21 protein-coding genes and 2 pseudogenes are annotated in these 23,847 nt (G+C 64.8%); 5 read left to right on the forward strand and 18 right to left on the reverse strand.

Annotation, left to right across the window (positions count from 1 at the left end; translation table 11 throughout):
• Positions 1–56: 56 nt before the first annotated feature.
• From QRN54_RS22745 to QRN54_RS22775, 7 genes are all read right to left on the reverse strand, one after another.
• The gene (locus tag QRN54_RS22745) at positions 57–1,079 is read right to left on the reverse strand and encodes a uroporphyrinogen decarboxylase/cobalamine-independent methonine synthase family protein (protein ID WP_165638285.1); all 1,023 of its coding nucleotides are present in this window, start codon (positions 1,077–1,079) and stop codon (positions 57–59) included.
• Positions 1,076–2,188 carry a tRNA 2-thiouridine(34) synthase MnmA gene (mnmA, locus tag QRN54_RS22750; RefSeq protein WP_042447455.1) on the reverse strand — a complete coding sequence of 371 codons (1,113 nt, stop codon included), beginning with the start codon at positions 2,186–2,188 and terminating at the stop codon, positions 1,076–1,078. Before mnmA ends, QRN54_RS22745 begins: the two co-directional genes overlap by 4 nt.
• Positions 2,188–3,417: a cysteine desulfurase family protein gene (locus QRN54_RS22755; protein WP_019747909.1), complete on the reverse strand. Its 1,230-nt coding sequence runs from the start codon at positions 3,415–3,417 to the stop codon at positions 2,188–2,190. The genes mnmA and QRN54_RS22755 overlap by 1 nt, the downstream gene beginning before the upstream one ends.
• 52 nt (positions 3,418–3,469) lie before the next feature.
• Positions 3,470–4,369 carry a lysophospholipid acyltransferase family protein gene (locus QRN54_RS22760; protein ID WP_285183106.1) on the reverse strand — a complete coding sequence of 300 codons (900 nt, stop codon included), beginning with the start codon at positions 4,367–4,369 and terminating at the stop codon, positions 3,470–3,472.
• Positions 4,369–5,205, reverse strand: a complete 837-nt coding sequence (locus tag QRN54_RS22765; RefSeq protein ID WP_050655130.1) for a GNAT family N-acetyltransferase — start codon at positions 5,203–5,205, stop codon at positions 4,369–4,371. Before QRN54_RS22765 ends, QRN54_RS22760 begins: the two co-directional genes overlap by 1 nt.
• A gap of 135 nt (positions 5,206–5,340) precedes the next feature.
• A complete protein-coding gene (locus QRN54_RS22770; RefSeq protein WP_003944698.1) occupies positions 5,341–6,297 on the reverse strand; it encodes an electron transfer flavoprotein subunit alpha/FixB family protein in 957 nt (318 codons plus the stop codon).
• A gap of 48 nt (positions 6,298–6,345) precedes the next feature.
• Positions 6,346–7,146 carry an electron transfer flavoprotein subunit beta/FixA family protein gene (locus tag QRN54_RS22775; RefSeq protein ID WP_003944754.1) on the reverse strand — a complete coding sequence of 267 codons (801 nt, stop codon included), beginning with the start codon at positions 7,144–7,146 and terminating at the stop codon, positions 6,346–6,348.
• A gap of 271 nt (positions 7,147–7,417) precedes the next feature.
• Between QRN54_RS22775 and QRN54_RS22780 the strand changes: the two genes are divergently transcribed.
• From QRN54_RS22780 to QRN54_RS22790, 3 genes are read left to right on the forward strand one after another with little or no spacing between them, the layout of a single operon-like run.
• Positions 7,418–8,197, forward strand: a complete 780-nt coding sequence (locus QRN54_RS22780; RefSeq protein WP_042451468.1) for a class I SAM-dependent methyltransferase — start codon at positions 7,418–7,420, stop codon at positions 8,195–8,197.
• 29 nt (positions 8,198–8,226) lie between these two features.
• A complete protein-coding gene (locus tag QRN54_RS22785; RefSeq protein WP_054187795.1) occupies positions 8,227–9,753 on the forward strand; it encodes a 1,4-alpha-glucan branching protein domain-containing protein in 1,527 nt (508 codons plus the stop codon).
• Entirely contained in the window at positions 9,750–10,994 is a 1,245-nt protein-coding gene (locus QRN54_RS22790; protein ID WP_083057491.1) for a glycosyltransferase family 4 protein, read from the forward strand. Before QRN54_RS22785 ends, QRN54_RS22790 begins: the two co-directional genes overlap by 4 nt.
• 18 nt (positions 10,995–11,012) lie before the next feature.
• Here the strand turns inward: QRN54_RS22790 and QRN54_RS22795 are convergent, their stop codons facing one another.
• Positions 11,013–11,648 (reverse strand): maleylpyruvate isomerase family mycothiol-dependent enzyme, encoded by a 636-nt coding sequence (locus QRN54_RS22795; protein WP_285183108.1) that lies wholly within the window; start codon positions 11,646–11,648, stop codon positions 11,013–11,015.
• Positions 11,649–11,745: 97 nt separating this feature from the next.
• The gene (locus tag QRN54_RS22800; RefSeq protein ID WP_003944741.1) at positions 11,746–12,510 is read right to left on the reverse strand and encodes an acyltransferase; all 765 of its coding nucleotides are present in this window, start codon (positions 12,508–12,510) and stop codon (positions 11,746–11,748) included.
• Between the two features lie 137 nt (positions 12,511–12,647).
• Here QRN54_RS22800 and QRN54_RS22805 point away from each other — a divergent pair, with 137 nt between their 5' ends.
• Positions 12,648–13,955: an outer membrane protein assembly factor BamB family protein gene (locus QRN54_RS22805; protein ID WP_285183109.1), complete on the forward strand. Its 1,308-nt coding sequence runs from the start codon at positions 12,648–12,650 to the stop codon at positions 13,953–13,955.
• 1 nt (position 13,956) lies between these two features.
• Here the strand turns inward: QRN54_RS22805 and QRN54_RS22810 are convergent, their stop codons facing one another.
• Genes QRN54_RS22810 through QRN54_RS22830 form a run of 5 tightly spaced genes read right to left on the reverse strand, consistent with a single transcriptional unit; the run spans position 13,957 to position 18,672 of the window.
• A complete protein-coding gene (locus QRN54_RS22810; RefSeq protein WP_234551334.1) occupies positions 13,957–15,114 on the reverse strand; it encodes a THUMP-like domain-containing protein in 1,158 nt (385 codons plus the stop codon).
• A gap of 1 nt (position 15,115) precedes the next feature.
• Positions 15,116–16,132 carry a class I SAM-dependent methyltransferase gene (locus tag QRN54_RS22815; RefSeq protein ID WP_003944733.1) on the reverse strand — a complete coding sequence of 339 codons (1,017 nt, stop codon included), beginning with the start codon at positions 16,130–16,132 and terminating at the stop codon, positions 15,116–15,118.
• Between the two features lie 53 nt (positions 16,133–16,185).
• Positions 16,186–16,965, reverse strand: coding sequence for an enoyl-CoA hydratase/isomerase family protein (locus QRN54_RS22820; protein ID WP_003944701.1), 780 nt, complete (start codon positions 16,963–16,965; stop codon positions 16,186–16,188).
• A 10-nt stretch (positions 16,966–16,975) separates the two neighbouring features.
• Complete coding sequence (locus tag QRN54_RS22825) at positions 16,976–17,794, reverse strand: NUDIX hydrolase (protein ID WP_003944751.1); 819 nt, start codon at positions 17,792–17,794, stop codon at positions 16,976–16,978.
• A gap of 56 nt (positions 17,795–17,850) precedes the next feature.
• A complete protein-coding gene (locus tag QRN54_RS22830; protein ID WP_003944728.1) occupies positions 17,851–18,672 on the reverse strand; it encodes an ABC transporter ATP-binding protein in 822 nt (273 codons plus the stop codon).
• 51 nt (positions 18,673–18,723) lie between these two features.
• On the opposite strand from QRN54_RS22830, the pseudogene glgX reads away from it, so the two are divergent.
• Positions 18,724–20,766, forward strand: a pseudogene (gene glgX / locus QRN54_RS22835) (glycogen debranching protein GlgX); the annotation flags it as partial.
• On the opposite strand, the gene yczE reads toward glgX, so the two are convergent.
• The 4 genes and pseudogenes from yczE to QRN54_RS22855 all read right to left on the reverse strand — a co-directional run.
• The gene (gene yczE / locus QRN54_RS22840; RefSeq protein WP_306669957.1) at positions 20,679–21,473 is read right to left on the reverse strand and encodes a membrane protein YczE; all 795 of its coding nucleotides are present in this window, start codon (positions 21,471–21,473) and stop codon (positions 20,679–20,681) included. The pseudogene glgX and the gene yczE overlap by 88 nt on opposite strands.
• A gap of 37 nt (positions 21,474–21,510) precedes the next feature.
• On the reverse strand, positions 21,511–22,296 hold the full coding sequence (locus tag QRN54_RS22845) for a peptidyl-tRNA hydrolase (RefSeq protein ID WP_063836273.1): 786 nt from the start codon (positions 22,294–22,296) through the stop codon (positions 21,511–21,513).
• Positions 22,293–23,513, reverse strand: a complete 1,221-nt coding sequence (serB, locus tag QRN54_RS22850; protein WP_003944761.1) for a phosphoserine phosphatase SerB — start codon at positions 23,511–23,513, stop codon at positions 22,293–22,295. Before serB ends, QRN54_RS22845 begins: the two co-directional genes overlap by 4 nt.
• 116 nt (positions 23,514–23,629) lie before the next feature.
• A pseudogene (locus tag QRN54_RS22855) lies at positions 23,630–23,847 on the reverse strand (cytochrome ubiquinol oxidase subunit I); the annotation flags it as partial.

Genomic DNA, 23,847 nt, shown 5'->3' on the forward strand with positions numbered 1-23,847 from the left:
AGAAGATTATCGGTTCACACCGACACACCACACGACTCCACATCGGAACGCACACACTAGAACGCCGACGGATCGTCCACCAATGCCTTGCCGACGTCTGTACACAGCCGAAGGGCGGCACGAGCCCAGTCGAGGTTCGCACCCGAAAGACCGCAACGCGGAGTGACCGCGACCTGGGTCTGCAGGAGTTCACGAGAGAAGCCGAGACGATCTACCAGTGTGACGGCGGGCATCGCACACTCTTTCCACGTCACCGGCTTTTCCGGCTCCACGGACGGAACCAGACCGAGCGCCAATTCCTTGCCGGCGTCGAACAACTGGCCGATACCGTCGAGATCGCGTGAGCCGATGAGCGACATGTCGAAGCTCACGCCGAACGCCTGGCTTCGCCTCAGTAGATCCCACGGCATGTCTGTGCCGCAACTGTGGACGATTGTGGGCAGTCCGCAACCGCTGATCGTCGAGTCGAGTACGGCGAGTGCCTCGGGTTCCGGCAGTGCCGGAACGCTCTCCATCTTGGTGCGCCCAGGCAGCGAACCGGCCAGAACTGCCGCGATCTGCGGCTCGTCCAACTGAATCACCACTGCGGCGCCGGTGCGGCGAGTGACCTCGGCCGCATGACGCGCGAGACCCTCACCGAGTGATTCTGCGACGTCGCGGAGCGCACCGCGGTCGACGAGAACTCGCGAACCGTTTGCGACTTCGATCTCGGCACCGAGTGTCAGCGGGCCGGCGACTTGGAGCTTGACGACGTGGTCTTCGCCGACCAAGCGCGCTGACTCCCAGGCTTCCTCGAGCGCGTCGAGATCCTGATTCAGAAAGTCCTCGGCTCGCTTCGCGACATTGCCCCTCCGAGGCACGACTCGATAGGCACGGGTCGAGGCGTCGAGGTTGATATCGACCAGAATTGCCCCCGCCCGGCCGACCATGTCAGCGCCGAGTCCGCGGCTCGGCAACTCCACCAGATGCGGGAAACCACCCAGCTCGCCGAGGATGGTTGCGGCACTTTCGCGGGCATCCGCGCCCGGCCAGGACCCGATTCCAGTGACGAGACCACCGATGGAAACCTGCTGCGTCACAGTGTGTTCGGCTCGGATTCGGTACCCGAGATGGTGCCACTGCCGAGGACCTGGTCACCCAGTTCGCGGTCGGGGCGATACAACACGACGGCCTGTCCCTTTGCGACGCCGGTCAGTGGTTCGCGCAACGAGATCGAGATACCGCCGCTTGAAGTACCGTCGTCGACGGCCTCCGCAACGGCCTGCGCCAGTCCACCGTGCGCACGAACCTGCACCATGCATTCGACGGGGCCCTCCGGCGCCTGGCCCGAGGTCCAGATCGCACGCTGCGCCGAGATGGCCCAGACGTCGAGATTCTTGGCCGAACCCACTCGGACCGTTCCGGTTTCGGGCTCGATCGCGGTCACGTACCGCGGACGGCCGTCACCCGCCGGACCTTCGACGCCGAGACCCTTGCGCTGTCCGATCGTGAAGCCGTGTACGCCGTCGTGCGCAGCGAGGACTTCACCCGAATCGGCGTCGACGACGCTTCCCGGACGAACGCCGATGCGCGCACCCAGGAATGCTCGGGTATCGCCGGTCGGGATGAAGCAGATGTCATGGCTGTCAGGCTTGTTCGCCACAGCCAGACCGCGCTCGGCGGCTTCCTCGCGGATCTGTTCTTTCGGTGTGTCACCGATCGGGAACATCGCTCGCGAAAGCTGCTCAGCCGTCAGCACACCGAGGACGTACGACTGGTCCTTGTCAGCGTCGACCGCCCGGCGCAGGACGCCGTCTTCGAGGCGCGCGTAGTGACCGGTCGCCACGGCGTCGAAGCCGAGAGCGACTGCACGGTCGGCGAGTGCGGTGAACTTGATCTTCTCGTTGCAGCGCAGGCACGGATTGGGGGTCTCACCCGCTGCGTACGACGCCACGAAGTCGTCGATCACGTCTTCCTTGAAGCGATCGGCGAAATCCCAGACGTAGAAGGGTATTCCGAGAACGTCGGCGGCGCGCCTGGCGTCGCCGGCATCTTCCTTCGAGCAGCATCCACGCGAACCCGTCCGCAATGCGCCCGGCGCCGTGGACAAAGCAAGATGAACGCCGACGACGTCGTGTCCGGCGGCGACAGCGCGGGCGGCGGCGACAGCGGAGTCGACACCTCCGCTCATGGCTGCGAGTACTCGCATCAGCGATCCCCTCCACGCGAACCGGCACCGGCAAGACCGGCGGCCCGAGCGCGCTCTACTACTTGTGGAAGCGCAGCGATGAGCGCGTCCACATCGGTGACACTCGACGTATGTCCGAGCGAAAATCTCAGTGAGCCACGCGCGACGGGCGATTCGACGCCCATCGCGATCAAGACATGGCTGGCTCTGGCCACACCGGCGGTGCAGGCCGAACCGGTGGAACATTCGATACCGGCGGCGTCGAGCAGCATCAGCAACGAATCGCCCTCGCAGCCGGGGAAGGTGAAGTGCGCGTTACCGGGAAGCCGATCGGATCCGGTCGGGCCGTTGAGCACCGACTCGGGAAGAATCTCCAGGACTCCGTCGATCAAACGGTCACGCAACTGCGCCAATTCCCTTGTGCTGGAATCGAAGTTCTCGACGTTTGCGCGCAGCGCCGCAGCCATCCCGACAACGCCCGCAGTATCCGGAGTGCCCGAACGCAGATCACGTTCGTGTCCGCCGCCGTGGAGGAGCGGCACACACGGAACCTGGCGTCCGAGCAGCAGTGCGCCGACGCCGTGCGGACCACCGAACTTGTGTGCCGCGATGCTCAGCGCGGACAACTTGCTCGCCGCGAAATCGACCGGCAATTGCGCAACGGCCTGAACCGCGTCGCTGTGCATCGGAATCTCGAACTCAGCCGAAATCTCCGCCAACTCCACGATCGGCATGATGGAGCCGACCTCGTTGTTGGCCCACATCACCGTCACGAGTGCTACCTCGTCGGCGTGGACGGAAAGCTCGTCGCGCAAGGTCTGCGGGTCGACGACACCGTTCTCGTCGACCGGCAACCACGTCACGCGCGCGCCCTCGTGCTGCTCGAGCCACTCGACGGCGTCGAGCACCGCATGATGCTCGACGGAGCTGGCCAGGATGCGAGTGCGTCGCGGGTCTGCGTCACGGCGAGCCCAGTAGATGCCCTTGACCGCGAGATTGTCGCTCTCGGTGCCTCCGGAGGTGAAGATGACCTCCGACGGCCGCGCACCCAGGCTGGCGGCGATCGATTCCCGCGATTCCTCGACGCGGCGCCGGGCCGCACGGCCGGAGCCGTGCAGCGAGGACGCGTTGCCCACGGTTTTGAAGGTATCGGTCATCGCCTCGATAGCGGCTGCCGACATCGGAGTCGTGGCGGCATGATCGAGGTACACCGGAAATCCGGCGTGGGCACTGTGTGCAGGCAGAGTCATGGCTTGACAAGGATAGCCCAGCACGAGAGTTCGACCAGCCTCGCTCAGCAGGCTAAGCGCTCATCGCCGGGGAAGGATCGATTTGTCCCACGGCTTGTGTCACGAGTTCCGGTGCGGGGTCGAAGATGTCGTGAGCTGCCAGATCGATGATGTCGACGCCGCGTACGGCTCTCTCGCATCGCTGCGCGAGATCGGCTCGACACTCCCCTGCCTCCTCGAGCGGAGCCAGCCTGACCTTCACCTCGACGTTCTTCTGACGCAGGATCCGACGGATGGACTGACCGATCGTTTCGGTGCCGACAAAGCAAGGTCCGGTGCACAGGGAACCGTCGGCGTTCTCGTAGCGGATCGCCATCGGCTGAACCGGGCATTCGGCGTCGACGGCTGCTTGGAACATCGCCGGACGAAAACCGCCGTACGCCCGCCCGCACCAGGTCGTTCCCTCGGGGAACACCATCACCCGGACACCTCGCTGCAGGCGTTCGCGAACGACGTCGACGGTTACGGGGAGTTCACGCAGGCGAGCGCGGTCGATGGGGACGACGCGCATCCGGCGCGCGAGACCGCCGAGCACTGCCCAGTCGAGCAGGTCGGCGCGGGCGACGAAGTTGGCCGGAGCAACGGCGCTCGCGACGAGGACATCGGTCCAGGACACGTGACCGGCGACAACCATGACCCCGTCAGGTTCCGCGCGCCCCAACCGCTGATCGTCGACCGTCAGCTTCATCCCCAGACAACGAAGCAACGCGCGCGAGTATCCGCGTTGCATCTCAGTACGCCAGGTCCGCGGGAGCAGCCAGCCGGCCGAAAGCACAGGCGCAGTCACCAGTGCGGCACCGACCATGACCCCGCGGGCCATCACGGTGATACTCGACACACCGGGTGCGTCCGCGGGTAGGCACCCGTCGCCGCAGGGGCTCGTCGGCACCCAGTACGGCACCGCCGCGGTCATCAGCCGATCCCCGACTCGTGTGCGGCGGCCGCCGATCGCAGCCGTTCGAGGTAACGCTTGTTGGCCGAGTGAAGGCCTTGCAGTGCAACAAAATCGGCCACGCCGAACTCGGGATCGTGGGCGGGCTCCCCGCAGATCATCGCGCCCATCCGCAAGTAACCACGGAGCAACGGCGGCATCGTCACGCGTTCCGGTGCGGCGATCTCGTCGAGCGTCAGACCCCCGAGGACCACCGGGTTTCGTGGGATCACCCGCCGCGACCCCGGACTGGCGTGCTTGTTCATCACGAAGTCACGGACGCCGCGGACATCGGCGCCGGCGATTGAATCGGGGCTCGGCAAGACGGGCACGGAGACGCAGCCCATCACCCACTCGTATCCGGTCAATTCGAGATAGTGCAGGATGCCCGACCACATCAGGCTCAGGACGGATCCGGTGCGGTGAGCGGGATCGACGCACGCGCGACCCATTTCCACAATCCTGTTCGACACCGGATCGAGCGCGGAGATGTCGAATTCGGTTGCGGTGTAATACCCACCCGCCGCCGCAGCGGAATCCGGCGGCAGCATTCGGTAGCAGCCGACGTACTCCTCGGTGATGTTGTCACGAACGAGTAGATGGTCACAGAATTCGTCGAAGCCGTCGGCGTCGAGTTCGAAGACCCCGGCCGAGGCCGGGAGGGAGAAGCCTGGCTCGGAGGCGAACACTCGGTATCGAAGGCGCTGCGCTGCGACACGATGCTCGCGGTCGGAGGAGACGATCAGGGAATATCTCGGCTGGGCGACCTCACGGCCGAGATTGTCACTCGCGGAGCGAAGGACTGACGTAATTGTCATGCGCAAGGTTTATCGAGCGCGAACGGCGTCTCGGTATCGACGAAGTGACATGCCGATGCAGGCCGGGTGAATAAAGCACTGTGCGCCTTTATCAACCGCGGGGGGTTGATAAAGGCGCACAGCAGTTTGTGCTTTTCAGCCCTTGTGGGACTTCACAGCTTCGGTGAGCTGCGGTGCGACATTGAACAGGTCGCCCACGATGCCGAAGTCGGCGATCTCGAAGATGGGTGCCTCTTCGTCCTTGTTGACCGCGACGATGGTCTTGGACGTCTGCATGCCGGCACGGTGCTGGATGGCACCGGAAATGCCGAGCGCGATGTACAGCTGCGGCGAGACCGTCTTACCGGTCTGACCGACCTGGAACTGTCCGGGGTAGTAACCCGAGTCCACAGCGGCACGCGAAGCACCGACTGCAGCGCCGAGGGAGTCGGCCAACTCTTCGACGACGGAGAACTTGTCCGCGCTGCCGACACCACGTCCACCGGAGACGACAACCGACGCCTCGGTGAGCTCCGGGCGGTCGCCGCCGACGATGGGCTCACGCGAGGTGACCTTGACGGCACTCTCGTCCTGAGCCGGAACCTCGACGGTGATCTGCTCGCCTGCGCCGGCCTGCGGAGCAGCCTCGACTGCGCCCGGACGAACCGAGTAGACCGGAACGTCGCCGTTGGCCTTGGCCTCGACGGTGAACGCGCCACCGAAGATGGAGTGGACGCCGGTGCCGTCAGCCTTGATCTCGATGACGTCGGTCAGCAATCCGGAGCCCAGACGTGCGGCCAGACGACCGGCAACCTCTTTGCCCTCGGTGCCGGCTGCGGTGATGACTGCTGCCGGGCTGGTGGACTCGACCAGAGCGGCGAGAACGTCGACCTTGGGCGTGACGAGGTAGCCGTCGATGTCGTCGGACTCGGCGACGTAGATCTTCTCGGCGCCGGCTGCTGCCAGAGCGTCGGCGAGCTTTGCTGCGGTGCCCGCGGGGCCGGCGACAACTGCCGACGGCTCACCGAGTGCGCGTGCAGCGGTGATGAGTTCGGTGCTGACCTTCTTCAGCGCACCCTCTGCGTGCTCTACGAGCACAAGTACTTCTGCCATGACTTAACTCTCCCTGAGTTCTTCTGCTGGATGTCTAGAAGGGCGCGATCAGATGACCTTGTTGCTGACGAGGTAAGCGGCAATCTTGGTGCCACCGTCTCCCTCGTCGACGATGCGCTCACCAGCGGTACGGGGGGGCTTGGGGGTGGAGGACGTCACGGTGGTGCCGGCGTTGGCAACTCCGACGGTCTCCGGGTCGACTCCGAGGTCGGCCAGCGTGTAGACGAGAACTTCCTTCTTCTTCGCGGCCATGATGCCCTTGAAGGACGGGAAGCGCGGCTCGTTGATCTTCTCGGTGACCGAGACGATCGCGGGCAGCGAAGCCTCGAGGCCGAAGACGCCCTCGTCGGTCTCGCGCTCACCGGTGATCTTGCCGTCGGCGACGACGACCTTGCGCAGCTGCGTGAGCTGCGGGATGCCCAGGTACTCGGCGATGATGGCCGGAACAGCGCCGACGCGGCCGTCGGTGGCCTCGTTGCCGGCGATGATCAGGTCGGCAGGCTCGTCGTTCTCGAAGGTGATCTGTCCGAGAGCAGCAGCGAGCGTCCATGCGGTCTGGATCGCGTCGGAGCCGTGCAGTGCCGGGTCGTTGATGTGGACGGCCTTGTCGGCGCCCATCGAGAGAGCCTTGCGGATAGCGTCGGTGGCGCGGTCGGGACCTGCGGACAGCACCGTTACCTCACCGCCCTGAGCTTCCTTGATGAGGAGTGCTTCTTCGACGGAGCGCTCGTTGATCTCGTCGAGGACTGCGTCGGCGGCTTCACGGTCAAGCGTGTAGTCGCCGTCGGTCAGCTTGCGCTCGGACCATGTGTCGGGGACCTGCTTGATCAAAACAACGATATTCGTCATGGGTCTTCGTCGACCTCCTGTGTGTAATTCACCTGATAAATCGTCTGTGGTGCTCGCGCAGTCCGAGCGTCCGAAAAGAGAGTCCGACAGGTCTCCCTACGGGCGAATTTCTCGGTTCACGTCGGCTGTGCGTTAGATTACCCCACGTTAAGTTACCGGTGGGTAACTTAACGTGGAACCTCGTCCACCATAACGGCACGAACAGGAATTGACAGCAGTGATCTGGACCACGGCGAACACGTTCTACTCGGATGGCACTAATCTCGCACGGGTGAGTGAAACGAGTGTCAGCAACCACGAGGACGCACCCCTGCCCTTGACGGGCGAACGAACCGTGCCAGGAATCCCCGAGGAGAACTACTGGTTCCGACGCCACGAAGTGGTGTACCGCGCACTTCTGGAGCGCTGCACGGACCGCCGAGTCCTCGAGGCCGGTTCCGGAGAAGGCTACGGCGCCAACATGATTGCGGACGTCGCAACAAAGGTTACCGGCCTCGACTACGACATCTCCGCGGTCGAGCACGTCCGTGCCCGCTACCCCCGCGTCGAGATGCTCCACGGCAACCTCGCCGAGCTTCCACTGGCCGACAACTCGGTTGACGTCGTCGTCAATTTCCAGGTGATCGAGCACCTGTGGGATCAGGGTCAGTTCCTACGCGAATGCTTCCGAGTTCTCGCTCCCGGCGGTGAACTTCTCATCAGCACCCCCAACCGGATCACCTTCTCCCCCGGCCGCGACACGCCGCTCAACCCTTTCCACACTCGTGAGCTCAACGCCTCCGAAATGACCGAATTGCTCGAAGACGCCGGATTCCGCGTTCAGTTGATGACCGGCGTCCACCACGGTTCACGTCTGAAGGAACTCGACGCCAAGCACGGCGGATCGTTCATCAATGCGCAGATCGACCGCGCGTTGGCCGGCGAGCCCTGGCCGGAAGATCTCACCCGCGACGTCGAGGGCATCACCGTCGACGACTTCAGCATCAGCGAACCCGACATCGACGACAGCCTCGACCTCGTCGCTATTGCCGTGAAGGAAACCGGCGAGTGAGTAACGCAACACCCGTCACCGAACCGGGGATGTTCGCCCTGGTTCTGCACTCCCATCTGCCGTGGCTCGCCAACCACGGCAGATGGCCAGTCGGCGAGGAATGGATCTACCAGTCCTGGGCTGCGTCGTACATTCCGCTCGCCGCCGCGCTACGACGCCTGGCCGACGAGGGCCGATCGCACCTGCTGACGCTGGGAATCACGCCCGTACTCGCGGCCCAGTTGGACGATCCCCACTGCCTCGCCGGGATGCATCACTGGCTCGGCAACTGGCAAATCCGCGCCCACGAGGCTGCCGGCATGCCGGACGCGGCGCACCGCGAACTCGGCGCGCGCGAACACCGGGCGTCAGCTGCCGCTCTCGCAGATTTCGAGACTCACTGGCAGCACGGCGCCTCACCGGTGTTCCGCGACCTCATCGATCGCGAGGCCTTCGAGCTTCTCGGCGGGCCGCTGGCCCACCCGTTCCAACCGCTGCTCGATCCTCGCTTGCGGGCGTTCTCCCTCCGCGAAGGTCTCGCCGACGCGCATGCCCGGTGGAATCACACTCCGACCGGGATCTGGGGACCTGAGTGCGGGTACACCCCGGGCATGGAGCGCGGGTACGCCGAAGCGGGCGTCACCCACTTCATGGTCGACGGCCCCGCCTTGCGCGGCGACACGTCCCTCGGCCGCCCGGTTCGAGAATCCGACGTGGTTGCATTCGGCCGCGACCTGCAGGTCAGCTACCGGGTCTGGTCCCCCAAGTCCGGATATCCGGGTCACGCCGCCTACCGCGACTTCCACACCTACGACCACGAGACGGGTCTCAAGCCGTCGCGAGTCACCGGACGGACCGTCGACTCCGCCGACAAGTTGCCGTACGACCCCGAACTCGCTGCGGCCGCCGTCGACAAGCATGTCGCCGACTTCGTCGAAACCGTTCGGGCGCGTCTGCGCAGTGAATCCACCCGCATCGGCCGCGACGCCCTGGTGGTCGCAGCTTTCGACACCGAACTGTTCGGGCACTGGTGGCACGAGGGTCCGCAGTGGCTCGAAAAACTCCTGCGCGCGCTTCCCGAGGCCGGAATTCGCGTCGGCACCCTCGCCGACGCCAAGGCATCGGGATACGTCGGCGAACCCGTTCAACTCGAGGATTCGTCCTGGGGATCGGGTAAGGACTGGCGTGTCTGGGCTGGCGATCAGGTGTCCGACCTGGTGCAACTGAACTCCGAAGTGGTGGAGACCGCGCTCGGCACCGTGGACAAGTCTCGCGGACGCGACAACGCACCCGGACGACCGGAACTGCGAAACCGGGTCAACGATCAGGTACTTCGCGAGACACTGATGACGGTTTCGAGCGATTGGGCATTCATGGTGAGCAAGGATTCGGCCGCGGGGTACGCCCGCGAACGCGCACACAAGCACGCCCATGCGACCAGGGAAATCTCCGAAGCGCTGGTTTCCGGCCGCGATGCCGTCGCCGTGCGACTCGCCGAAGGCTGGAATCGCGCCGACGGGTTGTTCCCGGGACTGGATGCTCGCCGTCTACCTGACACAGAACTGAGTCCGTCGTGAAAATTCTCATCGTCTCGTGGGAGTACCCACCGGTCGTCGTCGGCGGGCTCGGTCGACACGTCCACCATCTCGCCACCGAATTGGCAGCGGCGGGCCACGAGGTCGTGGTGCTCTCACGCCGCCCCTCCGGCACGGATGCGTCGACGCACCCGACGATCACGCACATTTCCGAGGGCGTCCTTGTCGTCGCAGTGGCCGAGGACCCCGCGCACTTCGTCTTCGGCGAGGACATGCTCGCGTGGACCCTCGCGATGGGTCACGCGATGGTCCGGGCCGGGATGGCGCTGCACAAGCCAGGAGTGGGCGAGGGCTGGCAGCCCGACGTCGTGCACGCGCACGACTGGCTGGTCGCGCATCCGGCGATCGCCCTGGCCGAATTCTATGATGTCCCACTGGTTTCCACACTTCACGCCACCGAGGCGGGTCGCCACAGCGGCTGGATCTCCGGACGCATCAACCGCCAGGTCCACTCCGTCGAGTGGTGGCTGGCAAACGAATCCGACTCTCTCATAACCTGTTCGGCGTCCATGCAGGAAGAAGTGACCGAGCTCTACGGCCCGACGCTGCCGCCGATCACCGTCATCCGCAACGGAATCGACGTGACCACGTGGAACTTTCGCGAACGTGGACCGCGATCCGGACCGCCGAAACTCCTCTTCGTCGGCCGCCTGGAATACGAGAAGGGCGTGCAGGACGCCATCGCAGCACTCCCCCGAATCCGTCGTAGCCACCCCGGCACGACCCTCGCGATCGCGGGCGAAGGCACCCAGTTCACCTGGCTCTACCAACAGGCACGCACGCATCGCGTCGCGCGGGCGGTGGACTTTCTCGGCAACCTCGATCACACGGAACTGCTCAGCTGGCTGCACGGAGCGGACGCCATCGTCCTGCCGTCGCGCTACGAGCCGTTCGGGATCATCGCCCTCGAAGCGGCGGCGGCCGGCACTCCGCTGATCACGTCCACCGCAGGCGGACTGGGCGAAGCCGTCGTCGACGGGGTGACGGGGATGTCCTTCCAACCGGGCGACATCGCCGGGCTCACCTCGGCTGTCCGCGAGGTACTCGACGATCCCGCCGGGGCGCAGGAACGGGCAGTGGCCGCCCGCGCACGCCTGACATCGGACTTCGACTGGCATCAGGTCGCCGAGGAGACTGCTCACGTCTACGCGGGCGCGAAGCGTCGGGTGCGGCAGCCGTTGGCCCGTCCGCAGGTCCCCGAGCGTCCGCTGCCCGGTCGCTGAGCTCACTTCGTGCTGATCTCAGGGGGTCGGGAGTGGCGCGGTGAAACGAGAACTCGCATCCCCGAGCAGATGGCCTGGTGGCAGCATCCGGCCGCACAGCACGAGCAGGAGATCCTGCGCCGCCCCGTGAACCTCGGCGCCGGCACCGTACGTCCAGTCTCGGTCGTCGGCGCGCAACCGAGCGCCGTCGAGGTCAGTTCCGAAATACTTCAGGGTTTTGGGCGAGAGTCCGCTGAGCACGCGAGTGAGCCGGTCTTCGGGCACCACGTAGTCGTCGCCGAGTGCCACGCGAATGTCCTGACCGTGGATCACGTCGTGCGAGAGCGCACCCTCGAAGCCGCCGCCTGGTGGCTTCCACGGGTGTGCAACGTTGTCGCGAAGCGAGGCAAGCAGTTGTCGCTCAACGACTTCGGACGCATCGGCGAGCGCTCGCCGGTTCGACATCTTGTTGAAGTTTCCGCGTGACTTGACCATTTCCACGACGAATCGCGGCGCCGAGTATCGGTAGGGCATGGTGATGTGCGCGATCACTTCGCGGACCCGCCACCCCTCGCACAGGGTCGGCGCGTTCCACTGCTCCGTGCTCAGGCCTTCGAGAAATCCCACCAGTTCGCGGCGCTGCGCCACGACCCATTCGGGTGTCTGTTCGCTCATGTCGGCACTCCTTTCACCGGCGCAGACTTTCGGCGCCGATACCGATACAGACCGGTGGCGGCGCCGAAAGTAATCGCTGGTTCTGCCAAAAAGTGAGCTACGACGTCGACGACGCGTCGGCAGCGTCTGCGGCGGCCTTCTTGCGCGCGATGTCTTCGAGCGCCGCGATGTACTTTGCACGATCGGCAGCGCCGGCTTCCCAATCGGACTTGCGGTTCTTGACCGCCTTCGCGGGCGAGCCGACCGCGATGCTGTAGTCCGGGATGTCGCCTTTGACGACGGCGTGCGCCCCGAGGACACAACCGCGTCCGACGCGGGTATTTCGCAGCACGGTGACCTTCGCTGCCACCCACGTGTCCGGGCCGATACGGACGGGGCCCTTGACGATGCCCTGGTCCTTGATCGGGGTGTTGATGTCGTCCATGCGGTGGTCGAAGTCGCAGATGTAGCACCAGTCGGCTACGAGCGTCGACGCACCGATTTCGATGTCGAGGTACGTGTTGACGACGTTGTCCTTGCCGAAGACGACCTTGTCGCCGATGCGCAGCGAGCCTTCGTGGCAGCGGATCGCGTTGCCGTCACCGATGTGCACCCAGCGCCCGATCTCGAGGCGGGACAGGTCGGGGGTGGAATGGATTTCGACGTTCTTGCCGAGGAACACCATGCCGCGCAGGATCACGTGCGGGTTGGCCATCTTGAACTTGGCGAGACGGTAGTACCGCACCAGATACCAGGGTGTGTACGCCTTGTTCGCCAGAACCCATTTGAGGGAATCGACCGTCAAGAACTTGGCCTGATCGCTGTCGCCTCGGCGTGATCCCCGCCATCGAGTGCGCAACGGTGCGCCCCACATGCTCGTCATGAGTGTTCAGCCTACGTGGGGCCGACTCACCGACCCTCGGGGTGTGCCCCGTCACGTTGCCCCGGTCGGGATAGTCTCTGGTCCGGGCTTGTGCAGTTACCGAGGGCTCTTGATCAAGTGAAGGCAGGGAGATTGTGATGCGGCGGGTCCTACGGTCGTCCGTGATGGTGTCGACGGCGATCGCTGCGGCCCTGATCGCCGGTTGCGGCAGCGACGACGGACGGGTGGACCGGTACGCGTCGGCGGGTTGGCCGGCCATGCATGCCGACGCCCGCAACAGCGACACGAGCCCGGTCACCGGATCACGCGATGTCGAGTTCGCATGGTCACGCCCTCTCGGCGGTCCGGTTGCCGCGTACGCCTCGGTGGCCGCGAACGGTCAGAGCTTCGTCACCGCGCGCACCGAGAACGGCTGCAATCTCTTCTCGTTCCAGATGGATTCGGGTCGGAAGAAGTGGTGCGCTCGACTCAACGACGGAGTAGTCGCCTCGACGCCCATCGTCGACACTGCCACCAATGTCTACGTCGGCGAGAGCGGCGCGATGATGTCCTTAACCGAGACTGGTCAATTGCGTTGGCGCACGCTCGTTGTGGGCACTCCTCTCTCGTCACAGTTCACCGGCGACGGAAACCTGTTGTTCATCACCCAATTGGGTCAGATCAACGTGCTCAACCCGCAGACCGGCGCAAAAGTGGTTCCGTCGTTCGACCTGATCCCGCCGCCGTCGATCGACCAGGGCGCGAATGCAGAACTCATTCCCGACAACAAGGGTTTGAACGAGTGCTTCCTCGGCACGTCCGGCTGCCCGGTGGCCAATACCCCGGCAGTGGACCTGGGCACCGGCAAGTTCTACTTCACCTTCTACGGACCCAGTTCTCAGGCAGCCGATCTGGTGGCCATGAAGTACACGGGCGGCGACAATCCGTCCATCACCCGCGAGTGGTCCACCGACGCGCTTCCCGGTGGAACGGCGTCGAGCCCGGACCTGTCGAAGGACGGCAAGACCGTCTACGCCACCGACAACAACGGATCTCTCTGGGCAGTGAACGCCGAAACCGGTGACACCAGGTGGAGTTACGACATCGGCTTCAACTCGGCCGGTAGTGCCTCGACGTCCGACGACGGTTTGATCATTCCCGCCGGCGGCGACAAGGGGCATCTCCTTGCCGTGCGCGACGAGGGAGATCATGCCGAACTGGTCTGGGAGCGTAAGGACCTTCTGCAGCTGGGTGTTCCGGCGCAGACCGCCGGCAACACCGGATACACCGTCGTACGCGAGGGTGAGAACGGACTGAGCCTGATCACCTTCGACACCGAAACCGGTGAGACGGTGGATCAGGACACGTTGCCTGGCGCGGTCGGCTTCACCGTCGGCACCTCGATCGGACCCAAGGGCGAAGTGTTGACGCCCAGCGCAATCGGTGAGCTGTTCGTCTTCAAGTGAGCTAGCGGGATGCCTCACAGATGAAGGCCGACGCCGATCGCCCGATCCGTACGATCACGACGCTCAGTGCACGCGAGCCCTTGAGCTTGAGCCGTGGACGCAGCACTGCCGGGTCCACGTCGACTCCTCGCACCAGGATTTCGGCCACACCGCAGTCCCGCTTGGACAGTGTCTGTTTGAGCAGTTTCTCGGAGTACTTGATCTGCTCGAGGATCCGGAATCCGCGAACTCCCTCAGGGACGCTGTCACCGGTCAGATAAGCGATGCGTGGATCGAGCTGCCAGAGGCCGTGTCTGGCCGCGTAGTGGCGCACGAGGCCCGCGCGTACCACCGCTCCGTCCGGGTCGATGATCCACTCCCCCGGCGCTTGCTCCGGAATCACGTCGTCCTCGGCGTCGGTGATCGCCCATCCGCTCCCGTCGGAGCGAAGGACCGAAGCTCGGCGCGTGACGCCGGACTCGGCCAGTCCCGTCGACCACAGGCAGGCTTCCTTGACGCCGCCGTCGAGTGAGACGACCTCGACTTCCCCGTCCCAGCCCAGATTGTCGAAATCGAGTCCCGGAGCGCACTTCACCGCGAGATCACGGCCGGAGTACGCCTCGATGAGGTCCGGCAACGGTGGCATCAACGCTGCCGGATCGTGAGTGCGGCGACCGCCCGATCGCCGTGCGGGGTCTGCCAGTACGACGGTGTCGCGTGTCGTCGGGCGGAGCGCGTCGGCCCGCAGCAACGCTGCGCTCGGCACATTGCGCTGTGCCATCGCCAGGCGAACGGAATCGATGTCGCTGCCGATCACGCGATGCGCAATTCCGGTCAAGGCATGCAGTTCGGCGCCGATGGAGCACGTCACGTCGTGGACGTCGCGCCCGATCAGACGCTGCGCGCGGTGGGCCGCGACAACGCCGGGAGTGGCTTGTTGCATCGCGTCGTCCGTGAACAACCATTGCTCACTGCCCGGCAGTTTGGCGGCGGCTTTACGTCGAAGCAGGACGGTGTCCACGAGCGCAGGCATGTGATCACGGAAACGCGTACGCGCCCGGCCGATGTCGGCCAGACGCGTACGCGTGGACAGTTCGAGCTGATCCACCTCGGCCAAGGCAGCTACGCCGGAATCACTTCCGAGATAGTCGACGTCGCCGAGGGTGAAGTCATAACCCAATTCAGTTGCCGGGCTTCACGCCGGTGATCATGACGTTGTAGAAGAATCCGCGAGGAACGACGTGGCGGAGTACCTTCTCGTCGACCCAGCTGAGTGTCTTCCAACCACCGAAAGCGAAACGCCCCCAGCCCCAACCGAGCTTCTCCGGCGGAACAGCCGCTTCGAAAGTACGGACAGGCCAGCCGAGAAGCGCCGCGGCGAATTCCTCGGTGGCAGCGTGGACCTGATCGGCGCCCGCAGACTTCGCCATGTTCTCGAGGTCGGTGGGGTCGAACGTGTGGATGTCCACGACAGCTTCGAGAGCTGCTGCACGAGAAGACTCGTCGAGTTCCTCTTGCGGACGACGCCAGTCTGCGAGGAACGGCAGCTTGGTCACGCGTGTGGTTGCTTCCCACGTCGCGCGGCCGAGCCAGCGGGCGTAGAAGTTGCCGACAGTGGTGGGCTCACCGGCGAAGACGAAACGTCCGCCGGGCTTGAGGACACGAAGGACCTCACGCAGCGACTTCTCGACGTCCGGAATGTGGTGCAGCACGGCGTGGCCGACCACCAGGTCGAAGGTGTTGTCCTCGTACGGAATGGTCTCGGCATCGGCAACACGGCCGTCGACCGGAAGGCCGAGGCTTTCGGCATTGCGCAGTGCGACCTTGACCATGCCGGGCGAGAGGTCGGTGACCGAACCGGTCTTGGCGACTCCACCCTGCATCAGGTTCAGGAGGAAGAATCCGGTGCCGCAACCGAGTTCGAGCGCGCGCTCGTACGGGAGCGGCTGATCGCCCGCGACGGCGTCGAAACGACCACGTGCGTAGTCGATGCAGCGCTCGTCATACGAGATGGACCACTTGTCGTCGTAGGTTTCGGCTTCCCAGTCGTGGTAGAGCACCTGGGCGAGCTTGGTGTCCTTACGAGCGGCCTCGACCTCTTCGGCCGTGGCGTGCGGCCGCGGCGCGGGGTCGACTACCGAGGTGTCGGTAGCGGCGGGCGGCGTGACGGTTGCGTCGTCATTCGGGCTGGCTGTCATGGCGGCTATCCTACTCGCTGGTAAGAGATGAACAAGTTCTAGTTTAGGGGAGCCTACTCGCCCGTGAACTCGGCCTTGCCCGGACCGTTGGCGATGAACGACTCCATGCCGATCGCCTGATCCTTGGTCGCGAACAATCCGGCGAACAGATGCTGCTCGATCTTGAGCCCGGATTCCAGGTCGGTGTTCAGACCCTCGTCGATGGCCGCCTTGGCAGCAGCCAACGCACGTGACGCTCCCCCGACGAACTGCGAGGCCCATGTCCGGGCCGCGGTGTACACGTCGTCGGGAGCGACGACCTCGTCGACCAAACCGATGGCCAACGCCTCGTCAGCCCCGACGAAACGGCCGGTGAAGACCAGATCCTTGGCCTTGGCCGGACCGATCAGACGAGCCAGACGCTGCGTTCCGCCGCCACCGGGAATGATTCCGAGCAGAATCTCCGGAACTCCGAGCTTGGCATTGTCTCCGACGATCCGGCGATCGGCCGAGAGTGCAACTTCGAGTCCACCGCCGAGTGCGTATCCGGTGATCGCGGCAACGGTCGGCTTCGGGATGGACGCCACGGCGCCGAGTCCGGCCTGCATGCCGCCGATCGCGTCACGGATCTGGCCGTAGTCCATCTCGGCCATTTCCTTGACGTCGGCACCTGCTGCGAAGACTTTCTCGCCGCCGTAGACGATGACGGCCTTGACTGCCTTGTCGACGGTCGCAGCGTGTGCGGCAGCAGCCAACTCGTCCTGAACCTGACGGTTCAGAGCGTTCATGGGCGGACGCGCCAGACGGATGGTGCCGATGCCTTCGGAAACCTCGAGAGTCACAAATTCAGCCATGGTCGAGAGGTTACTTTGCCGCCTTGACCGACCACGGATGCGGCCCGGCGACGTAGTAACCGTCCTGGTTCGGGAACTCGACGCGCAGCGTTTCCTCGTCGGTGATCAACGTAGGCAGGATGACGGGAATCTCCGGCTCGGCTGCGAGTATCTCCGCCACCGAACTGAACTTGGCCAATTCGGTCAGCTGACTCCACGTCGGCGGCAACAGGATGCTGCCACCCTCCCGCCAATGCGCCAGCGCGTCTTGCGGGCTCTGCCAACGAACCTCGGCGGCCTCGGAGGTGACGCCGTCCGCGATCTGTCCGGTCGGTGACGCTGCGACGAAGAAGCGCGTGTCGTAGCGGCGGGTCTCGCCCACCGGCGTGATCCAGTTCGCCCACGGCCGCAGCAGATCCGTTCGCAGGACCAGGTTCTCCTTCTTCAGGAAATCGCTGAACGACAGCTCGTGCTTTTCGAGAGCTACTCGGTCCTGTGCGTAGCCGGCCGTGTCCGCGACGACGGTGTCCGCGGTCGGTCCGGCGAGTAGGACGCCGCACTCCTCGAAAGTTTCCCGCACCGCAGCCAAGACGAGAGCCTTCGCTCGAGCCACATCCGTGCTGAACCGCTCGGCCCACCATTCGACCGACGGTCCGGCCCACTCGACCTCGGCCGTCGCATCGGACTTGTCGACGCCGCCGCCGGGGAATACCGTCATGCCCCCGGCAAACGCCATCCCCTGTACTCGTTGAAGAAGGAAGATCTCGATCCCGGATTCGGCATCGCGCACCAAGATGACGGTCGACGCATCCTTGGGCTCGGGGACAGCGTTTGCATTCTCGTTAGCCATGCTTCGCGAACCTACGCGATCTGTGATCTGGGCCGCATTTCAGGTCCCACTGAAGCTCACGCGCGATGAGCTCCGGACGGCCTCGCACGGCGCGCGAAGTATCGGCCGTCCGCCTTGTCGAGGCTGATGGACTGGCTGAATGCCGCGCTCAGATTTTCGGCGGTGATGACGTCGTCCAGAAGGCCCTGAGAGACGACCTCCCCTTCCTTGAGAAGGAGTGCGTGGGTGAATCCCGGCGGGATTTCCTCGACGTGATGGGTGATCAGAACGGTAGCCGGGGCGTCCGGATCGGCAGCCAGTTCGGCGAGTCTAGCCACAAGTTCCTCACGTCCACCGAGATCGAGCCCGGCGGCGGGCTCGTCCAGGAGAAGAAGTTCGGGATCGGTCATCAAGGCTCGCGCGATGAGGACGCGCTTGCGCTCGCCTTCGGAAAGCGTCCCGTACGTCCGATCCGCCAGGTGCTCGGCGCCGAGGCTTTCGAGCATCTCCACAGCGCGCGAGGTGTCCATGGATTCGTACTCCTCGCGCCACCGACCGAGAACGGCATAGCCCGCCGACACGACGAGGTCGCTGACCTTCTCGTCGCCGGGCACGCGGTTCGCCAACGACGACGAGGACAAACCGATTCGCGGGCGCAACTCGTTGACGTCGACCTTGCCGAGAACTTCGCCAAGGAGGTGGGCAGAACCACTGGTCGGGAAAGTCTCACCGGCCGCGATACGCAGCAGCGAGGTCTTGCCGGCACCGTTGGGTCCGAGCACCACCCATCGCTCGTCCAGCTCCACTTTCCAGGTGACGGGCCCCACGAGAGTGGACCCTCCCCGACGGATGAGTACGTTGTCGAAATCGATGAGCAGATCTGGATCAGGTAGCGGCACCCGAACATCTTCCCGCACATTCTCCGGCCGTTCACGGCAGGATCATCTTGCGTGTCGCCTCTCATCGAAACTCACACCCCGACGCCCGGGTCTCCGTTCCCACTCGGCGCCCACATCGTGGACTCCGGAACCCAGTTCGCGGTCCACGCCCCAGCTGCGTCGAGCGTCCAGATCTGCCTGATCGACCAGGACGGAAACGAAGATCGCGTCGAACTTCGGCAACACACGTACGGAATCTGGCATGGAATCATCTCCGGGATCGGTGCGGGGCAGCGTTACGGAATTCGGGCGTCCGGCCCGTGGAATCCGCGCGCCGGGCTGAGACTTAATCCACACAAGCTGCTCGTCGATCCGTGGGCGCGCCGCATCGAGGGGGATCTCGGTGATCACCGTGCCCTCCTGTCGTACGCCGACGATCCCTTCGGCGACCCGTCGACGGTCGACTCGCTCGGCCACGTGCCGCTGTCCGTGGTGACTCCCGGCCTCGCGCCCGCCGGAGCCCGCCTCGAGACGCCGTGGGAGGAAAGCGTCATCTACGAACTGCATGTGGGCGCGTACACCGCCAGTCATCCAGGAGTACCCGCCGCCCACCGCGGAACGTACCTCGGCCTGACGGCACCGGCCGTGATCGATCACCTCGTCTCACTCGGCGTCACTGCCGTGGAACTGCTTCCCGTACAGGCGTTTCTGACCGAACAGAGCGTCCGCGAGCGAGGGATGCGCAACCACTGGGGATACTCGACGGCGTCGTACTTCGCCCCGCATCCCGGATACGCGGCAACTCCGGGCGGCGAAGTCACCGAGTTCCGGATCATGGTCGACGCACTACACGCGGCAGGCATCGAGATCATCCTCGACGTCGTCTACAACCACACCTGCGAGCAGAGTGTCGACGGAATCAGCGTCAGCTGGCGAGGTTTGGACGGCCCCGGCTACTACCTTCTCGACAGCGACGGCCGCGACATCGACCTGACCGGGTGCGGCAACACGGTCGACGCCTGCTCCCCCATCGCCGTCCGCATGATCACCGACAGCCTCCGCTACTGGGCCACCGAAATGGGTGTCGACGGCTTCCGATTCGATCTCGCGAGCGCGTTGGGTAGGCCGCGCGGCGGCGGCTTCGACCAGCGGGCGTCCATCTTGTCGGCCATCTCCTCCGATCCGGTACTGACCCGGTGCAAGCTCATCGCCGAACCGTGGGATGCGACGGCCGACGGTTACCAGGTCGGAAACTTCGGACTCCAGTGGTCCGAATGGAACGACAAGTACCGCAGCACCATTCGCCAGTTCTGGAACGGCGGATCCAGCGTCCGGAAGGTCGCGTCGCGCCTCGCCGGTTCCGAGGACATCTTTGCCGGCAGCGGCCGTCGCCCCTGGGCGTCGATCAACTTCGTCACAGCGCACGACGGGTTCACCGCCGCCGATCTGGTCGCGTACAACCACAAGCACAACGAAGCCAACGGTGAAGACAATCGTGACGGCGCCGATCACAACGATTCGTTCAACCACGGAATCGAAGGCCCGAGCACCGATCCCGAGATTCAGGACGCCAGGGCACGTCATGTACGGGCGCTACTGGCCACGCTCGTGCTGTCGACAGGCACACCGATGCTCACCGCCGGAGACGAGTTCGGCCACAGTCTCGGCGGAAACAACAACGCGTATTGTGTTCCCACACTTGCCTCCCCAGCCGATTCGTGGGCCCTGGACTGGACGGCGGCCGATCAGTCGTTGGTGCAGTTCGTCTCCCGAGCGTTCGGATTACGCCGAGCGGCACCGGCGTTGCGTCAGCCCGAATTCTTCGAAGGCAGAAGAAGACTGGAGCACCCGGACCTCGTCTGGTTCGACGCTGCCGGCGTCGAGTTCGACGACACCGCATGGTACGACGAGAGTCACCGAACGCTGCAGGCCTGGATCGACGGAGCCGACGTTCGGTCTCACACTCGAACCGGGCGCCCACTCGGTGACGACAGTTGGCTCCTGATCCTGCATTCCGGTGGACCGGTTCAGGTCACCGTCGGCACTCCGGAATGGTTCGACGGCACCTTGACTGCATCGTTCGATTCGGCTTCACCCACCGGAGAACCTGCCTCCACGGCCGAAGTTCCCGTCGGCACCGAGATTTCGCTGACCGGCCCCACGGTCTTGGCCTTACGTTCCGTGACACGTCCTCCGGTCACCGCTGCTGTCATGGAATCCGGCAGCACCTTGATGAGGAATTGAATGGTCGGTCCGATCCCGAAGGCGTACAACACTGTTCCGACGCCGACGGTTCCACCGAGGAGCCATCCGGTCGTGAGGACCGCGATCTCGATGCTGGTACGCACGAGCCTGACCGACAGACCTGTGCGAGCGACCAGTCCGGTCATCAATCCGTCGCGGGGGCCCGGCCCCATGCCCGCGCCGATGTAGAGAACGCTGGCCAGTCCGTTGAGGAGGATTCCCGCGACCATGATCACGGCTCGAACTGGCATGGAATCAAAGACCGGCAAGAAGGCCAGTGAGGTATCCACCGAGATGGCAATTACAACGACATTGGCGACCGTTCCGAATCCCGGCCGCTGACGGATCGGAATCCAGAGCAGCAGTACCACCGCACCGGTAATCGCAGTGATCACGCCGAAACTGAGCGAAACGTGCTCGGCCACACCCTGATGGAAAACATCCCAGGGATCCAGACCAAGACCGGCTGTGATCATCATGGCCATCGAGAAGCCGTACAACCACAGACCGACGAACAGCGAGGCGAATCTCCGTATCAACACTCGACCATCTTGATGGCCACTGGACTGTTCATCCATAGCCAAGTTGCCGATACTGGACTGGTCGGTTGCGTCTCTACGGAACCGCGATGACTGTCATGGAGCCTGGTGCCACTTCCGTGAAACCAGCGTCACGAACCGCGACGGCCTCCGACTTCTTCAGCCGAACTACTGCTTCGGCCCACTGTTCCGGGCTCGCGTCGCGCACTGAGCAGCGAAAGTCGTTCTGCGCCCAGGCCCAGCACTGTTTCTCGGACATGGCCGCCGCCAACAACATCGAGGCATGCCCGACCTGTGCCGACGCCTTGCCTACCGTCATCTCGAGCGCCGAGTCGATCCACAGCACCGGAAGACCAGGCTCCGGCGGGCCAGGCTCGTCGTGCTCGAGATCGGTCCCACCGATCTGCAACTTCTTGATTCGCGGGTCCAGTTCTCCGACCGGCCCGGGAACCAGAGCCCGCGCCTGCGCGCCATCCACATCGACGGTGATTCCCGGTACCTCCTGCGCGGCGAGCCACTGCGCTCCTCGCGCTCGACGAGACACCTTCCGAATCCGGGCACCCACCCACGCCGAATAGTCCTCGTGCCAGGGGCCGGGTTCCCCGTCTTCGGTGAACCCGACGCGTTCGTCCAGACACAGCGCCACAGCCGCCGTTGCCGCAGCCTCGAGCAGTGCGGTGCGCTTGGGCGGGTCTGCCTTCGGAATGTGCAGAACGATCGGCATCGCCAACACCAGCGCCGGATCCGCGGGATCGTCTCGCCCTCCGTACCCAGCAGCCAGCACCGCGTGGCGCTCGCGCCAGCGCGAATCGGGGCCGGACATCACAGCTGGATCGGAACTGAATGCTGGATCGGAACTCATGGAATCGGTACGCGTCGCACGCCACCGTCGACGGCGTCCGCAGCCTCGACCTCGTCGCGGGTCACACCGAGAATGAACAGCACAGCGTCGAGGAAGGGATGCGACAACGCAGCATCTGCGACCTCCCGCAACGCAGGCTTGGCGTTGAACGCCACGCCCAGGCCCGCGGCGTTGAGCATGTCGATGTCGTTGGCACCGTCACCGACGGCGACGGTCTGTTCCATCGGCACACCGACCTGATCGGCGAACTTGCGCAGCGCAACGGCCTTCGCGGCGCGGTCGACGATTTCACCGATCACACGTCCGGTCAGCTTGCCGTCGACGATTTCGAGGGTGTTGGCGTGCACGAAGTCCAGTTCGAGTTCGTGCGCGAGGCCTTCGATGACCTGCCGGAAGCCACCCGACACTACGCCGCAGTGGAATCCGAGACGGCGCAGGGTGCGAATCGTGGTTCGCGCACCCGGCGTCAGTTCGATGCTCTCTGCCACCTCGTCGATGACGGAGGCGTCGAGACCGGCGAGTGTCGCCACACGCTGGTGCAGTGATTCGGTGAAGTCGATCTCGCCGCGCATCGCAGCTTCGGTGACGGCGCGGACCTCGTCCTCGACGCCGGCCTTCGCGGCGAGCATCTCGATGACCTCGCCCTGGACGAGCGTCGAGTCCACGTCGAACACGATCAGACGCTTGGCCCGGCGAGCGAGACCTGCGCGCTCGACCGCAATGTCGACGTTTTCGAGTGCGGCGACCTCGGCGAGTCCGGTGCGCAGCTTCGCGTCGCCGTCGGCCGTATCGGCCGCGCTGACGCTGAGTTCCAGACCGGTGACCGGATAGTCGGCGACACCACGGATGGAATCGATGTTTGCGCCCTGCTTCGCGAGTTCGCGTGCAACCGATCGCATTGCGCGAGCATTGACCGGGCTACCGAGAACAACGACCGCGTGGGTGGACACCGCGGGCCGTCCGGGATCGGCACCGATTTCGATGTCGACGTTCATTCCGACCGTCGCCATCGCCTGTTCGAGTTCTTCCTGAAGCGCCTCGGGATCGTTCGGGCAGGCAACCATGACCCCGAGTGTCAGTCGACCTCGAATCACCACCTGCTCCACGTCGAGTAGACGCACATCGTGCCGCGACAGCGCCGCGAACAGTACCGAGGTGACGCCAGGGCGGTCCGGCCCGGTCACAGTCACCAGAACAGTGGTGTCAGAGGCACCCACCGAAAACTCCGATCGTTTCTTCGTTCGCGTCTTGATCGTCACTATTGTGCCAAGCGAAAGGCCCCACCCGTTACTCGGGCGGGGCCTTCGCTGATTACTTCAGTGTGTTACTTCGCTCAGGAGCGGCTGTCGGTTCCGGGGTCGCCTTCGTCCCCGACCGTGAGCGGCTCGTGACGAGCATCTTCGAGCACGGTGCTGGCGTTCTTCCCGCCGTGGCCGGGGCCGACGTGCGCTTCCGCGCGCATCCGCTCCACCATGTGCGGGTAGTGCAGCTCGAACGCCGGACGCTCGCTGCGGATGCGCGGCAACTCGGTGAAGTTGTGACGCGGCGGCG

The organism is Rhodococcus sp. MEB032 (assembly GCF_030208925.1).
Taxonomy (GTDB): Bacteria; Actinomycetota; Actinomycetes; order Mycobacteriales; family Mycobacteriaceae; genus Rhodococcus_F; species Rhodococcus_F qingshengii.

Bases quoted from the DNA above. Each gene is read 5' to 3' on its own strand.
- QRN54_RS22765 (WP_050655130.1), bottom strand. From the start codon at position 5,205: ATGACAATTACGTCAGTCCTTCGCTCCGCGAGTGACAATCTCGGCCGT.
- QRN54_RS22800 (WP_003944741.1), bottom strand. From the start codon at position 12,510: ATGACGAGCATGTGGGGCGCACCGTTGCGCACTCGATGGCGGGGATCA.
- QRN54_RS22785 (WP_054187795.1), top strand. From the start codon at position 8,227: ATGTTCGCCCTGGTTCTGCACTCCCATCTGCCGTGGCTCGCCAACCAC.
- QRN54_RS22760 (WP_285183106.1), bottom strand. From the start codon at position 4,369: ATGACCGCGGCGGTGCCGTACTGGGTGCCGACGAGCCCCTGCGGCGAC.
- QRN54_RS22825 (WP_003944751.1), bottom strand. From the start codon at position 17,794: ATGGCTAACGAGAATGCAAACGCTGTCCCCGAGCCCAAGGATGCGTCG.
- yczE (WP_306669957.1), bottom strand. From the start codon at position 21,473: ATGGATGAACAGTCCAGTGGCCATCAAGATGGTCGAGTGTTGATACGG.
- QRN54_RS22820 (WP_003944701.1), bottom strand. From the start codon at position 16,965: ATGGCTGAATTTGTGACTCTCGAGGTTTCCGAAGGCATCGGCACCATC.
- QRN54_RS22795 (WP_285183108.1), bottom strand. From the start codon at position 11,648: ATGAGCGAACAGACACCCGAATGGGTCGTGGCGCAGCGCCGCGAACTG.
- QRN54_RS22815 (WP_003944733.1), bottom strand. From the start codon at position 16,132: ATGACAGCCAGCCCGAATGACGACGCAACCGTCACGCCGCCCGCCGCT.
- QRN54_RS22755 (WP_019747909.1), bottom strand. From the start codon at position 3,417: ATGACTCTGCCTGCACACAGTGCCCACGCCGGATTTCCGGTGTACCTC.
- QRN54_RS22775 (WP_003944754.1), bottom strand. From the start codon at position 7,146: ATGACGAATATCGTTGTTTTGATCAAGCAGGTCCCCGACACATGGTCC.
- QRN54_RS22845 (WP_063836273.1), bottom strand. From the start codon at position 22,296: ATGAGTTCCGATCCAGCATTCAGTTCCGATCCAGCTGTGATGTCCGGC.
- mnmA (WP_042447455.1), bottom strand. From the start codon at position 2,188: ATGCGAGTACTCGCAGCCATGAGCGGAGGTGTCGACTCCGCTGTCGCC.
- QRN54_RS22805 (WP_285183109.1), top strand. From the start codon at position 12,648: ATGCGGCGGGTCCTACGGTCGTCCGTGATGGTGTCGACGGCGATCGCT.
- QRN54_RS22770 (WP_003944698.1), bottom strand. From the start codon at position 6,297: ATGGCAGAAGTACTTGTGCTCGTAGAGCACGCAGAGGGTGCGCTGAAG.